This is a genomic window from Nitrobacter sp., assembly GCF_051535235.1.
In the GTDB taxonomy this organism is placed as follows: Bacteria; Pseudomonadota; Alphaproteobacteria; order Rhizobiales; family Xanthobacteraceae; genus Nitrobacter.
In genome coordinates this window covers 408,788-422,490 of record NZ_JBPPLZ010000002.1, presented here as the reverse complement: position 1 = coordinate 422,490, position 13,703 = coordinate 408,788, and the positions used below count along the sequence as shown (strand labels likewise).

The following is a 13,703-nucleotide window of genomic DNA, read 5'->3' as shown; positions in this document are numbered from 1 at the left end:
GTCGCCCGGCGCGGCTCAGAGCACCGGTTGCGCTTCCTTCGCGGCAACGGGCAGCGCGTGGCGGGACGCCTTGATGTCGGCGACGGCGCGCGCGATGGTCTCCCGGAATTTCGCGAGCGGCGGCCTGACCCCATGGGTCAGGAGCGCCCGCCGCACCGCCGGCGACGCCCCTGTAACGAAAAAAGGGATTCCCTGCCGCCGCGCCTTGGCGGCGATCCGGCTGATGGTGTTTGCCCCGGTGGAATCGAGGAGCGGAACCGCGGCGAAATCCACGACAAACGCCTTTTGTCGCTCCATAATGGCATCGAGCACCGATCCGACCTCGGAGGCCGCCCCGAAGAAGAATGCTCCGGTGATGCGGTATATGACGACGTCCGGATCGGCCACCAGCGCGGCATCGTAGGGCTGACGATCACCGTTGGCGTCATCGGCCTTGTCCTCGGCCACCAGCGGAATGCCGGCTTCGACGCCGGTAGTCTGCGCCATGCGGTTGATGAACAGCACCGCGCCGAGCGCGAATCCGACCAGAATGCCCTCGGTGAGATCGCGGAAGATGGTCAGCAGGAAGGTGGCGAGCAGCACGACGGCGTCACCCCGCGATGCGCGGATCAGAGTCGCGAATTCGCGCTTCTCGACCATGTCCCAGGCGACAACCGCCAGCACTGCAGCCAGCGCCGCAAGCGGAATATAGCTCGCCAGCGGCGCCGCAATCAGCATGAACAGCAACAGGAACGCCGAATGCAGCATCCCCGCGACAGGACCGCGAGCGCCGGCGCGGATATTGGTCGCGGTCCGCGCGATCAGTCCGGTGACGCAGATGCCGCCGAACAGCGCGGAAGCGACGTTGGCGACGCCCTGCGCCATCAATTCGCAATTCGAGCGATGCCGCCGTCCGGTCATGCCGTCGGCCACCACCGCCGACAACAGCGACTCGATCGATCCCAGCAGCGCGAAGGCCACCGCGTCGGGAAACACCGCCTGCATCTTGTCGAGCGAAAATGTCGGCCAGACCGGCCAGGACAATTCGCGCGGAATTCCGCCGAAGCGCGTGCCGATGGTCTCCACCGGTAATGACAGCGCCCATGCGGCACTGGCGGCGACCACGATCGCGATCAACATGCCGGGCCACGCCGGCCGCAGCTTCTTCAGGCCGACGATGATGACGACCGCGATGATGCTTACCGCGACCGCGGACATACTGATGGTGTCGCCGGCCCGCGCCAGCGCCGCGAGCTTCGGAATAAGCCCGCTCGGCTCCTTCGCCAGTGTGATTCCAAGAAGGTCCTTGATCTGGCCCGCAAAGATGATGACGCCGATGCCGGCGGTGAAGCCCACCGTAACCGGATAGGGAATGAACTTGATGTAGGTGCCGAGCCGCATCAGCCCGGCGGCAATCAGCAAGACGCCCGCCATGAAAGTCGCGAGGATGACGCCGTCGATTCCGTGACGTTCGACCGTCAGCGCCACCAGCACGATGAACGCGCCGGCGGGACCGCCGACCTGGAACCGGCTGCCGCCGAGCAGCGAGACAAAAAATCCGCCTACGATCGCGGTGGTCAGGCCGCGATCCGGCGTGACGCCGGAGGCGATGGCAATGGCCATCGACAGCGGCAGCGCCACGATCGCCACAGTGAGTCCGGCGACGACGTCGGCGCGGAAATCAGCGCCACGGTAATCCTCGCGCAACACCGTGAGGAGTTTCGGCGTGAACAGTTCTGCGAAGGTCGGCTGGCGGATTGGGTGGGGTCGTCCGTCGGCAATGCTCATCCCGCACTCAGTCCTCGCATCGCGCGCGGGTCGCCGGTAAGTGCGGTTCGGTGACCGTATCAGCCGCCGGGACGGCGCGAGGTCCCGGCTGTTTCAGGCGCACGCCGCGCCCGCCATCGTCGCTGCGCGCATGTTTTTCCAATCCGTTCGACGCCGGCGCAATTGAATGCGTCGACCACTTTCACCAGCATATCGACAACGCCGCGCACCGGCCCTCGCTCGCTCCCATCCGCTGGATGGCCAGCAAGGACTCCCGCCAGCGCGGCGAGCGTTTTCTGGTCAATGCCCAGGAGCGCGCGCCGCCCGCATCTGAAAGGATGTGATCAACGCTTGATATACATATGTAGGATGTTATAAGTGATGTCTTACATAATTACAATGATGTAAAATACATCATTGTACGGCCAAGACAGGGCGGCCCGCCAAGTCCCGGCGATCAGGCGCGCAAGACCTCCGGCCGCTGTGGCACGAAGTGACGCTGCGCAGACCCGGGATCGTTGCAGAAAACCTCGCAAAGACCCCGGCTCAGCAGCGCACCGTTTCACGCTGCGCTGCGTCCGGGGAACGGTCGGGAGGTGCCGGGTGACTTTCCAAACAGACTCTAAGCGGCGACCCGACGCGCGGCAATGATCTGGTCCGCGGCCCGGCCGTTGACTTCAGCCATGCGATCGAACTGGCGGGTAAAACTCCCCGCTCCCGCCGTCGCCGACCGCAGTTCGACAATGAGATCGCCGATCTCGGCTTCCGGCATCATGGCGCGCACGCAGTCCCAGCCGGTCCAGCCCTCACGGGTATCGAAGCCGAGAATCTGGCCGCGCCGCGCCGACAGGATGGCGTTGATCTTCGCGGTCGCCTCGCTCGGACAAACGATCTCGACCACATGGATCGGCTCCAGCAGCACCGGCTGACATTGAGGCAGGGCCTCGGTCACGCCGATGCGCGCCGCCGTACGGAAGGCCTGATCCGAGGAGTCGACGCTGTGATAGGAGCCGTCGACCAGCGTCACCTGCACATCGATCACGGGAAAGCCGAGCGGGCCTCGCGAGAGTCCGTCCACCACGCCTTCCTCCACCGCGCCGATATAGTTGCGCGGCACCGCGCCGCCGACGATCTTGTCGACGAAAACAAAGTTCGAACCGCGCGGTAGCGGGGTGATTTCCAGAACTACGTCGCCGAACTGGCCATGTCCGCCGGACTGTTTCTTGTGGCGTCCGCGCTGGGTCATGGATTTGCGGATGGTCTCCTGATAGCCGATCGCGGGCGGATGCGATTTCACGTTGACGCCGAAGCGATCGTGCAGTCGCTCCAGCGCGACGCGCAGATGCATCTCGCCCTGCCCCCACAGCACGGTATCGTGGGTCTGCGCATTGTGAATGACGGCAAGCGAGGGATCTTCCTCGTTGAGCTTGGCGAGAGCCTGCCCGAGCTTGACATCGTCCTTGCGGTCTCCGGCCGCAAGCGCCATCGCCAGCACCGGCGCGGCCGCCGCGAGGCTGACCAGCGACGGCGGCGCGACCCTTGCGGTCGTCAGCGTATCGCCGGTCTTCACGGCCTCGAGCTTGCCGAACGCGATCATCTCGCCGGCTTCAGCCGATGCACGCTTGGTCTCCTGCGCGCCGGTCGCGGCGAGAATGCCGGAGATTTTTCCGCCCTCGCCGGACGACGCCAGCACCGCGGCGCCATCGTCGAAACGACCTGTCAGTACCCGCGCCAGCGACAGCTTGCCGCCATGCTGAAGGTGCACGGTCTTGAAAACGTAGGCCAGCGCCTCCTTGCTGCCGGCCACGCCCATGCGCTTCGCGGTCGCGCCGATGCCGGGAGCCTCGTGCCGCAGCGCCTTCATCAGCCGCAGCACGCCGTTCTCGCGCGCAGCCGAACCGAGCAGCACCGGGCAGATCTGGCCTTCGCGCAATTCGCGCGCGAGATCGTCGAACACCGCGTCGCGCGGCGGCGGGATATCCTCGAGCAATTGCTCCATCAGCGCGTCATCGTGATCGGCGAGTTTCTCCAGCATCGAGAAGCGGGCTTCCTTTTCGCGGTCGAGATCGCCGCCGTCCAGTTGGACCACTTCGGAGGCCATGTGTTCGCGATAGACGAAGGCGCGCTCCAGCGCGAGATCGACGAAGCCGGCGATCAGGTCGCCGTTCCAGATCGGAATCTGGCGCAATACCAGCGGCGTCCGTGACGCCGGCTGCAACGTCGCCAGCGTTTCACGAATTCGCTTGTTCGCCTTGTCGATCTTGTTGAGAAACAGAAATCGGGGAATGTTCTGGTCTTCCAGCTCACGCAGGATGATCTGCAACTGCGGCAGCTTGCGCTCATCGGCCTCGCAGACCACGACGGCGGCATCGACCGCGGGGATCGCCGCGCGCATGTCGTGTGCGAATTCGATCGAACCCGGACAGTCGATAAAGGAATAGGTTTCGCCCATGAAACTGGTGGTGGCTGAGGTCAGCCCGACGCCCATCTTGTGCTGGCGTGCTTCGGCGCTGGCGTCGCCGACGCTGGTGCCCTGATCGACACTGCCTGCTTTGGGGATTGCGCCCGTTCGGGCAAGGATCGCTTCGAGAAGGGTGGTTTTACCGCTCTGGAAAGGGCCCACCAGCGCAATGCACCGGGGGCCCGATGCTTGGGTGCCTTGGGGGGTGCCTTGCGGACCTCTGAGGTCTGGTCCCATTGCCGCCTCGTGATTGGGAAGTCGGCCCATGATTGGGTCGGCACGATGATGCTCCTCCCGCGCTCCGGTTTTGGCAAGCGGGAAAACATCGTGCGGCAAGGTGAGGCGCGGAAATGGCGGTTTCAATCGCTGCGGGGAGCAAATCCGGGCTCCCCAAAAGTTGTCAACGCCCCGGACGCAATTCCAGCGCGGCGAGACCGGCCGCAATGTTGAGGCCGACCTGCCCCTGTATGCTGAGCGGTTGCAGGGCAATCGAGTTGGCGGAGCCACCGATCAGCACGTTGCCGCCAAGTCCGACGCCGATCGAGGCACTGCCTTGCGCGCCCGCGTAGTCGCCGGAGAGATCGCCGGGGCCGAGCCGCGCCACTGGCGCGTAAACGGCCCAGGCCAGCGCCGATTCCTGGGTGATGCCGAGATCGACGCCGACTTTGCGGATCGTCGCGACATAGCGATCTTCGGGCAGGCCCTCCATGTGAAACACGCAGCCGAGATTGGTCACCGAACCGACGATAAACCCGACGCTGGCTGCGCCGCGGCATTCGAGAACGCCGACCTTGACGCGCTCAGCGGGCTGCTGCGCAAGAGCGCCCGCGATCGACATGACGACCGCCGCCGCAGCGCCCGTCAGAACTGGAATTCCGCGCATGAAAACTCCGGATGAAAGTGATGCAGACACCGATCGCCACACTTATGGCGTGCGCATTTTATTGCACAGCGGCCCGCCTCTCGCCAGACGCGAACTTGCAGCCATGAACATCAAAAAAGAGGCCCGCTGTCGCGGGCCTCTCTCGGGTCTTCGTCCGATCCGATCAGCTATGATGCCGATGGTGATGGTGATGATGACGGCGATGGTGATGCCGATGCCGCTTGTAGCGAGGCGTCGGACGCATATCCGCCGGACGCAGATCGACGTCCACGACGCCAGCCACCGCACTGAGGCCGGTCTGGCCCTGCAGGCTCAGCGGCTGCAGCGAAATCGAGTTGTCGGATCCGCCGACCAGCAGGTTGGCGCCGATGCCGACGCCGACCGTGGCGTTGGCGCCGACCCCGCCGAAGTGACCGGCCAATGCGCCGGGGCCGAGCCTGTGGCTCGGTGCATTGACCACCCATGCGAGCCCGGTCTGCGACGTTACGCCAAGGTCGAGGCCGAAACGCTGCACCCGCGCGATATAGGGTTCAAGCGGCGCGCCGGAGTTACTGCGAAAGACGCACTGCAATTCCGTCGTCGAGCCGACCACATAGCCCACGTTCTGACCGCCCTCGCATTCGAGGATTCCGGCCTGAACCTGACGATGTTGGGCATGGGCGCCCGCAACCGACGCCACGAGCGTCACGGCGGCCACGGCAAGAAGTCTTGGGAAACGCATGAGTTGATCTCCGCTGGGAAGTTGGGAAAGGTGGGTGGAACATGATGGAACCGCCGTGTCCAAAACAAGGCGGCTGCCACATCGCGGCATCAAAATGCCGGCAACGTTGCTAAAACTTAATGAAGGGCCGAAAAGCAGAGCCAGCGAAGTTACGCGACATCTGCAAGATGGCGCGAGGCTCAACACAGTCTCGCATCTTCACCTCGGTGACAAAGACATGGTGACGAGGACATGGCTCCCTGCCTGCGCAGGGACGACATGTGATAACGCGACGACGGAGGCAGCCGTCAGCGCAAGCTGCCGCAGAAACGCTGGATGCGGTTGCAGGCATCCTCGAGATCGGCGGTTTTGGTCGCATAGGAAATCCGGAACGCCGGGCCTAGACCGAAGGCCGAGCCCTGCACCACTGCAACACCTTCGGCCTCCAGCAGTTCGGTGACAAAATCCACGTCGGTCTCGAGCTTTTTGCCCGACGGCGTGGTCTTGCCGATGGTTCCGGCGCAGGAGGGATAGACGTAGAACGCGCCTTCCGGCCGCGGACAATCGATGCCCTTGGCCTGGTTCAGCATCGCCACCACGAGGTCGCGGCGCTCCTTGAACACCTTGTTGTTCGCACCGATGAACTCCTGCGGCCCGTTCAGCGCCTCGACCGCCGCCCACTGTGAGATCGACGACGGGTTCGAGGTCGACTGCGACTGGATCGTCGCCATCGCCTTGATGAGTTGCGCGGGGCCGCCGGCATAGCCGATCCGCCAGCCGGTCATGCAGTAGGCCTTCGACACGCCGTTCACCGTCAGCGTGCGGTCGAACAGTTTCGGCTCGACCTGCGCGGGCGTGGTGAATTCGAAGTCGTCATAGACCAGATGCTCGTACATGTCGTCGGTCATCACCCAGACCTGCGGGTGCTTCACCAGCACGTCGGTCAGGGCTTTCAACTCGGCGCGCGTATAGGCCGCGCCGGTCGGATTCGACGGCGAGTTGAGGATGATCCACTTCGTCCTCGGCGTGATCGCCCGCTCCAGCGCGTCGGCCTGCAGCTTGAAACCGAATTCCGCCGTGCAAATGACGGGCACGGATTCGCCGCCCGCCAGCGCCACCATCTCGGGATAGCTGACCCAGTACGGCGCGGGAATGATGACCTCGTCGCCCGGATTGATCGTCGCCATCAGCGCGTTGTAGAGAACCTGCTTGCCGCCGGTGCCGACGATGATCTGGTTCGGCTTGTAGGTCAGGCCGTTCTCGCGCTCGAATTTGGCTGATATCGCTTCCTTCAACTCTGGGATGCCATCGACCGCCGTATACTTGGTCTTGCCGGCCTCGATCGCATGGACCGCCGCCAGCTTGATATTGGCCGGCGTATCGAAATCCGGCTCGCCCGCGCCGAGGCCAATGACGTTCCGTCCCTCCGCCTTGAGCCGACGCGCTTTATCCGTGACCGCGATGGTCGCGGACGGCTTCACACGATCGAGCGCAGCAGAGAGAAAAGGCATCATCGTCTCCATACGGGCGCCGTGATCCAGCAACGCCGCGACTGTCACAAATCTTCATGATGAGATCGATGCACACTAAATCGCGTTCCGCTGCACCGCAAGAAGATTGGCTATAACTTTTTGGTCTCTTCCGCTTCAGGAAACATTAAAGCGCGGCGGCTAGTGTGCAGACGTCGCATGTCCTCGCAGCATTTTCCCTGCAGCGTTGCGAAATATTCGCAAATTTAAACAGCGAAATGACTTATTTCTGGCAAGCTGGCTTAACGGACAACCTTCGGACCGGTGCGTGGCTGACGGTCGAGCGCGTCCGCGGCTACAGCATCATGCTGCTCGGTTTCTACGTGGTCGCAGCGGTGATATGGGTCGCGCTGTCCCATGGCCTGATCGACCCCCAGGGTAAACCGCTCGGCACCGACTTCTCCAGCTTCTACGCTGCCGGATCGCTCGCACTCGAAGGGCGTGCGGTCGAGGTCTACGACATGGCTGCGCATTACGCGCGCGAGCAGCAGATCTTCGGCGCCGGCGTACCCTATTACGCCTGGTTCTATCCGCCGCTCTTTCTCCTGCTCGCAGCGCCGCTGGCGCTGATGCCCTATCCGATCGCGCTCGCGGTGTGGCAGGCGGCGACATTCGCCTTTTATCTCGGCGTGATCGCCGCGATTCTCCGGCCCCTGCGGCAGGCGCGCGGCGATCCGGCCGCCATCTGGATCTTTCCCGCGCTCGCCTTTCCGGCCATTTTCATCAATGTCGGCCACGGTCAGAACGGCCTGCTCACCGCCGGCTTGTTCGGCGCGGCATTGCTCACCTTGCCGACACGGCCGCTGCTCTCCGGCCTGCTGTTCGGCTGTCTCGCCTACAAGCCGCAATTCGCGCTGGTGATTCCGGTCGCGCTGATCGTGTCCGGCCATTGGCGAACCGTTGCCGCGGCGACGCTCGCGGTGATCGTGCTTGCGTTGATCGCTTCGCTCGCATTCGGCACCGATGTGTGGTTCGCCTTTCTCGCATCGACCGATGTGTCGCGCCGGCTGTTGCTGGAACAAGGCAGCGTCGGGTTCGAGAAACTGCAGAGCGTGTTCGCCGCGATACGGATGTGGGGCGGCGGCTTATCTCTCGCCTATATCGCCCAGGGCCTGACATCGGCCGCAACGATCTGCGGCGTCGCATGGATCTGGCGCGGCCGTTACGACAACAATCTCAAGGCCGCGATCCTGATCATCGCCGCTCTTCTGGCTTCGCCGCACACGCTCGACTACGACCTGACGATCCTCGCGCCGGCGATCGCATTCATGACGACTCTCGGGTTCGCCGGCGGCTTCCGGGATTTCGAAATCAATGTGCTGGCGGCGGCATGGGCGTCGCCGCTGCTTGCCCGCACCGTGGCCGGTGCGACGGGCATACCGCTCGGCGCGATCGCTCTGCTTGCGCTCTATGCGCTCACGCTCCGTCGCGCGTGGCGCGACCGCCAGGATCAGCGCTCCGGAACCGCGAACTCGCGCGCATGTGATATCGATCCGCGCGGTTTGCCGACATGATTTTCTCCTGAAACGCGCGGCGGCAGCAGCTATCGGGCTTTTCGCATGTGTTGAACGATCAGACCGTTCCAGCCCTTGCGATGCGCCGCCGGCCGCATCATTGTTTACCCGTGCAGAACCAGCCCGCTTCTTCGGCCCGAACGGATCCAGCCATTCCCCGCATGTATAAGCTCTATTCGATGCAACGCTCGGGAAACAGCTACAAGGTTCGCCTTGCGCTGTCCTTGCTTGGCGCGCCCTATCAGGCCGTCGAGGTCGATATCCTGCGCGGCGAAAGCCGCACGCCGGATTTTCTCGCGAAGAATCCGAGCGGACAGGTGCCCTTGCTGGAGGTGGAGGAAGGACGCTACCTGGCGGAGTCCAATGCGATCCTGTGGTATGTCGCGCTCGGAACCGCGCTGGCTCCGGACTCCCCGATCGAGCGAGCCGAAGCGCTGCAGTGGATGTTCTTCGAACAGCACGCGCTGGAGCCCAATATCGGCGCCGCCTATTTCTGGCTCTCGCTGGTGAAGGGCGGCCGCGATCTGCAAACCCATGCGCTGGATGACTGGATGGAGCGCGGCTATGCGGCGCTTCAGGTCATGGAGAATCATCTGAGAACCCACGACTTCTTCGCCGCCGAGCAACTCACCATCGCCGACATCGCGCTTTATGCCTACACCCATGTCGCCGACAAGTGCGACTTCGACCTCACCGCGTTTCCTTCGATCCGCACCTGGCTGCGACGGATCGAACAGCAGCCCGGCTTTGCGGGCATGGACGGGCGCGCCGCCCCGTCGGGGAATGCGACGGCCGGCATCGCCGCCAGCACCTGATCGCGTTCAGCCGGCGCTAGCCTTGCTTTGGACATCTTTCATGCCGCCGCTGCCCCAATCCTGCCCGCGCAAGGTGAAAGACTCGCGCATTGCGAGTGATTCGTCCTCGAAGGATTGATGAACGATGCGATCGCAGAGCACGAGTAGTGGGTTTGTGGCACCCATCACACGCCTCGCCTCCCCGCGCCTGACCAAGGCGGTCGCCGCGTCGCTGGCGATTGCGGCCGCCGCTATTTGCCTTTGCCTGGCCTTCGCGATGATATCGATCAAGGTCTCGATGACTGTGCCGATCCCCGCCTGAACCGATCGGGTTTTCGCGGATCGCGCCTCGTGATCTTTTTGCGGTCACCGGCGTTTGTCGTCGGGATTATCCGCTCGACGACGGGACGATTCGATGAGAGCATCCAACGCGTGGGCTACGGTCGTGCTAAGTGCAGCCATCGTGCTGACCGCTCTGTTCGGGAACGCCGCCGGCGTGCGCGCCGAAAGCACGGCATTCAAATCGTCGGCCGGGCAGCTTCAGGTGCAAACCATCGCCAGCGGCCTGGTCAATCCCTGGGCTCTCGCCTTCCTGCCGGACGGACGGATGCTGGTGACCGAACGTCCGGGGCGCATCCGCATCGTCACTCCCGATGGCGTATTGTCGTCACCCCTGAAGGGCGTGCCGAAGCCCTATGTCAGGGGCCAGGCGGGCCTGCTCGACGTCGCGCTCGACCGCGACTTTGCGGACAATCGCACGCTCTATATCTGTTACTCCGCCGATAGCGGCGGCAATGCCTCCGTCGCCCGGGCGCGGCTTAATGAGGATGCCACCGCGCTCGATCAGGTGAAGGTGATCTTCACGCAGGTCGGCCCCGGCGGCCAGGCCAATCATGGCTGCCGTATTGCGCAAGGCGCGCGCGACGGCGATCTTTACGTCACGCTCGGCGACCATTTCGGCCCGCGTGACGAGGCGCAGAACCTTCGCGTCGACAACGGCAAGCTGGTCCGGATCGCACCCGACGGCTCGGTGCCGCGGGACAATCCGTTCGTCGGCCATGACAGCGCGCGTCCGGAAATCTGGAGCTACGGCCACCGCAACGGACAAGGCCTCGCGTTCAATCCCGCGACCGGCGATCTCTGGGAGATAGAGCATGGCCCGCGCGGCGGCGACGAGGTCAACATCATCGGCAAAGGCAAGAACTATGGCTGGCCGGTGATCGGCTACGGCATCGATTACAACGGCGCGAAGATCCATGAGAGCACATCGAAGCCCGGCATGGAGCAGCCGATCAAATACTGGGTGCCGTCGATCGCGCCTTCCGGCATGGCGTTCTATACCGGAACGCTGTTTCCGGGATGGCAAGGCAGCCTGTTCACCGGCGCGCTGGCGGGCAAGATGCTGGTGCGGCTTTCGCTCAATGGCAATGCCGTCACCGCCGAGGAGCGGCTCCTGCAAAATCTCAACGAGCGCATCCGCGATGTCAGGCAGGGCCCGGACGGGGCGTTGTGGCTTTTGACCGATAATGCGGACGGGCGTATCCTGCGGGTCTCGCCGGCGGGGAAGTGAACCACGCCACGATCAAGGCCGCCGCGCGTTATGGGCTCCTGAGCGCCGCGACGAGCGCGAGCCCGAACAATGCGACAATGCCGGCGATGAATCCGAATGCGAACGCCCAGAAGCGGCTGCGGCGCGGTTCTTGCGCCTCAACTTGCTGCGGCGTCGTCGATGTCGCCGCCAGCGCACGCTCGCGCTCGATCATGCGGCGGGCGACATAATCGGTGACGGCGTCCGCGACCGCGGCCACGTCGTGGGATTCCGCGAGCACGATCCGGCCATGACGGGTATCCTGGACGAAACGGTACATGCGCTTGTCGCGGCCCATCAGGACATGCGCCACCACGTCGATCCACAGCCGTGGCGTGTCACCGTGACTGATGCCGCGCTCGAACAGATCAATCTGGTCGGGCACCTCCGCAAACAGCGGATCGAGTGCCTCATTCAGGATCTCGAGCCGCGCCTCTTCCGCATCGCGCAGGTCGACGACGACGCCGGTGCGATCAGCAGCCTCGATCCGAGCCCGGCGCAGCGCATCGCGCAGCCGCGTGGGCTTGACGGTTTCCGCCGCCCCCGTTCCCTTGCCCGGTGCGTCCGACATTCAGTCGCCTCTCCCGCAGAACCCGGCCGCCATTAACCCGCCGGTAACCATGCAACCTAGCAGCAACAGCGTTTTCCGCAAAGGCCATTGAAGATCAAAGGCTTATAGCCAACGAAACCGGCGATCCGCCTGGCACATCGCTGCCAAAAAACGAACGGCCCCGCCCCGGTTGCCCGGGCAGGGCCGTCCGCTTCCCTGGACGTTTCTACGTGAAGATTGGCGCGTCAGCTCGCCATGCGATTGGGCTCTTCCACGATGGAGAAGCGCACGCCGGCGCGGTGACGGTTTTCTTCCGACACCACCCGCCAGGCGTCCTCGGCTTCCTTCCTCGTCTTGAACGGACCCTGGACCTGCGCCGAGCCTTCCACGAGCTTGTGGAAATTCATCGAACCGAACTCGCCGCCGATCACCCAGAAATTGCTGCCAGTCATGAAAGCCTCCTCTTATTCGGCCGCCTGAGCCCTGATATCCGAACCCTGCGATTTGAACTGCGCGGCTTCGGTGGAGTCGTGAAGCGCGGTCGTCGACGACTGACCGCCGCTGATCGTGGTCGAGACCAGATCGAAGTAGCCGGTGCCGACCTCGCGCTGATGGCGCGTCGCCGAATAGCCGAACTGCTCCGAGGCGAACTCGGCCTGCTGCAAACGGGAATAGGCCGCCATGCCTTCGGCCTTGTAGCCACGCGCCAGTTCGAACATGCCGTGGTTGAGCGAGTGGAAGCCCGCCAGCGTGACAAACTGGAATTTGTAGCCCATCGCGGCGATCTCCTTCTGGAACTGCGCGATGGTGTCCTTGTCCAGATTGGCTTCCCAGTTGAACGAGGGCGAGCAGTTATAGGCCAGCAGCTTGTTCGGATAGACCTTCTTCACGGCTTCGGCGAACTTGCGCGCGCCGTCGAGGTCGGGCTTGGAAGTCTCCCACCACAGAAGATCAGCGTACTTCGCAAACGACAGCCCGCGCTTGATGCAGTGATCGAGACCGCTGCCGGGCTTGAGGCGATAGAAGCCTTCCGCCGTGCGTTCGCCGGTGATGAACTCGTGGTCGCGCTCGTCGATGTCCGAGGTGATGAGCTTGGCGCTTTCGGCGTCGGTGCGCGCCAGCACGAAAGTCGGCACGCCGCAGACGTCGGCGGCGAGCCGCGCGGCGATCAGGTTGCGCTCATGCGCGGCGGTCGGGATCAGCACCTTGCCGCCCATGTGGCCGCACTTCTTTTCCGATGCGAGCTGGTCCTCGAAATGGACGCCGGCCGCGCCTGCCTCGATATATGCTTTCATGATCTCGAAGGAGTTGAGCGGTCCGCCGAAGCCGGCTTCCGCATCGGCCACGATGGGCACGAACCAGTCGATCTTGGCACCGCTTTCGGCGTGCTCGATCTGGTCGGCGCGCTGGAAGGTGCGGTTGATACGGCGACAAAGCTCAGGCCCTGCATTGGCCGGATAAAGGCTCTGGTCAGGATACATCGTGCCCGCAGTATTGGCGTCCGCGGCGACCTGCCAGCCTGAGAGATAGATCGCGGGCAGGCCGGCGCGCGCCTGCTGCATCGCCTGGTTGCCGGTGACGGCGCCGAGCGAGTTCACATAGGGCATCTCGTTGAGTTGCTTCCACAGCCGGTTCGCGCCTTTTTCTGCGAGCGTGTACTTGATCTCCACCGAGCCGCGCAGCCGCTCGACCTCCTCAGGGGTGTACGGACGGCTGATTCCCTCGAAACGGCCCTTGGGGGCGGGAACGAGCTGCTCAAAGGTCTTTGACATCATTGTCTCCAGTCCACATTCGTGACATTGCGTTGCAAAACGTGGCTCTAGATAAACGCCAATCAAATCAATTCGTATAGACGGCTTGATCTCAAATGATGATGTCATGTAACATATATTCACGTCATAGATGTTATTTTGTAATTCTTGTCATAAACGAGAGCCA

12 protein-coding genes and 1 pseudogene are annotated in these 13,703 nt (G+C 63.7%); 3 read left to right on the top strand and 10 right to left on the bottom strand.

The window, feature by feature from the left end:
- Window positions 1-15: 15 nt before the first annotated feature.
- The 6 genes and pseudogenes from ACS3WA_RS04445 to ACS3WA_RS04420 all read right to left on the bottom strand — a co-directional run bounded on the left by ACS3WA_RS04445 (window position 16) and on the right by ACS3WA_RS04420 (window position 7,301).
- Window positions 16-1,767, bottom strand: coding sequence for a SulP family inorganic anion transporter (locus tag ACS3WA_RS04445; protein ID WP_438277346.1), 1,752 nt, complete (start codon window positions 1,765-1,767; stop codon window positions 16-18).
- 7 nt (window positions 1,768-1,774) lie between these two features.
- Window positions 1,775-2,094 (bottom strand): annotated as a pseudogene (locus tag ACS3WA_RS04440) (helix-turn-helix domain-containing protein).
- Between the two features lie 274 nt (window positions 2,095-2,368).
- Window positions 2,369-4,444: an elongation factor G gene (locus tag ACS3WA_RS04435; protein WP_438277400.1), complete on the bottom strand. Its 2,076-nt coding sequence runs from the start codon at window positions 4,442-4,444 to the stop codon at window positions 2,369-2,371.
- Between the two features lie 163 nt (window positions 4,445-4,607).
- Entirely contained in the window at window positions 4,608-5,090 is a 483-nt protein-coding gene (locus tag ACS3WA_RS04430) for a DUF992 domain-containing protein (RefSeq protein WP_438277345.1), read from the bottom strand.
- A 163-nt stretch (window positions 5,091-5,253) separates the two neighbouring features.
- The gene (locus ACS3WA_RS04425) at window positions 5,254-5,811 is read right to left on the bottom strand and encodes a DUF992 domain-containing protein (RefSeq protein ID WP_438277344.1); all 558 of its coding nucleotides are present in this window, start codon (window positions 5,809-5,811) and stop codon (window positions 5,254-5,256) included.
- A 287-nt stretch (window positions 5,812-6,098) separates the two neighbouring features.
- Window positions 6,099-7,301: a pyridoxal phosphate-dependent aminotransferase gene (locus tag ACS3WA_RS04420; RefSeq protein WP_438277343.1), complete on the bottom strand. Its 1,203-nt coding sequence runs from the start codon at window positions 7,299-7,301 to the stop codon at window positions 6,099-6,101.
- A 236-nt stretch (window positions 7,302-7,537) separates the two neighbouring features.
- On the opposite strand from ACS3WA_RS04420, the gene ACS3WA_RS04415 reads away from it, so the two are divergent.
- Together ACS3WA_RS04415 and ACS3WA_RS04410 are read left to right on the top strand one after the other, a co-directional pair.
- Window positions 7,538-8,833 carry a glycosyltransferase family 87 protein gene (locus ACS3WA_RS04415; protein ID WP_438277342.1) on the top strand — a complete coding sequence of 432 codons (1,296 nt, stop codon included), beginning with the start codon at window positions 7,538-7,540 and terminating at the stop codon, window positions 8,831-8,833.
- Window positions 8,834-8,994: 161 nt separating this feature from the next.
- A complete protein-coding gene (locus tag ACS3WA_RS04410; protein ID WP_438277341.1) occupies window positions 8,995-9,648 on the top strand; it encodes a glutathione S-transferase family protein in 654 nt (217 codons plus the stop codon).
- Between the two features lie 6 nt (window positions 9,649-9,654).
- On the opposite strand, the gene ACS3WA_RS04405 is transcribed toward ACS3WA_RS04410, so the two are convergent.
- Window positions 9,655-9,918 carry a hypothetical protein gene (locus ACS3WA_RS04405; protein ID WP_438277340.1) on the bottom strand — a complete coding sequence of 88 codons (264 nt, stop codon included), beginning with the start codon at window positions 9,916-9,918 and terminating at the stop codon, window positions 9,655-9,657.
- Window positions 9,919-10,042: 124 nt separating this feature from the next.
- On the opposite strand from ACS3WA_RS04405, the gene ACS3WA_RS04400 reads away from it, so the two are divergent.
- On the top strand, window positions 10,043-11,197 hold the full coding sequence (locus tag ACS3WA_RS04400) for a PQQ-dependent sugar dehydrogenase (protein ID WP_438277339.1): 1,155 nt from the start codon (window positions 10,043-10,045) through the stop codon (window positions 11,195-11,197).
- Window positions 11,198-11,225: 28 nt separating this feature from the next.
- On the opposite strand, the gene ACS3WA_RS04395 is transcribed toward ACS3WA_RS04400, so the two are convergent.
- The 3 genes from ACS3WA_RS04395 to aceA all read right to left on the bottom strand — a co-directional run bounded on the left by ACS3WA_RS04395 (window position 11,226) and on the right by aceA (window position 13,537).
- On the bottom strand, window positions 11,226-11,786 hold the full coding sequence (locus ACS3WA_RS04395) for a hypothetical protein (RefSeq protein WP_438277338.1): 561 nt from the start codon (window positions 11,784-11,786) through the stop codon (window positions 11,226-11,228).
- 224 nt (window positions 11,787-12,010) lie between these two features.
- Window positions 12,011-12,217 carry a DUF4170 domain-containing protein gene (locus tag ACS3WA_RS04390; protein ID WP_011509641.1) on the bottom strand — a complete coding sequence of 69 codons (207 nt, stop codon included), beginning with the start codon at window positions 12,215-12,217 and terminating at the stop codon, window positions 12,011-12,013.
- A gap of 12 nt (window positions 12,218-12,229) precedes the next feature.
- Complete coding sequence (gene aceA / locus ACS3WA_RS04385; protein ID WP_438277337.1) at window positions 12,230-13,537, bottom strand: isocitrate lyase; 1,308 nt, start codon at window positions 13,535-13,537, stop codon at window positions 12,230-12,232.
- Window positions 13,538-13,703 lie beyond the last annotated feature (166 nt).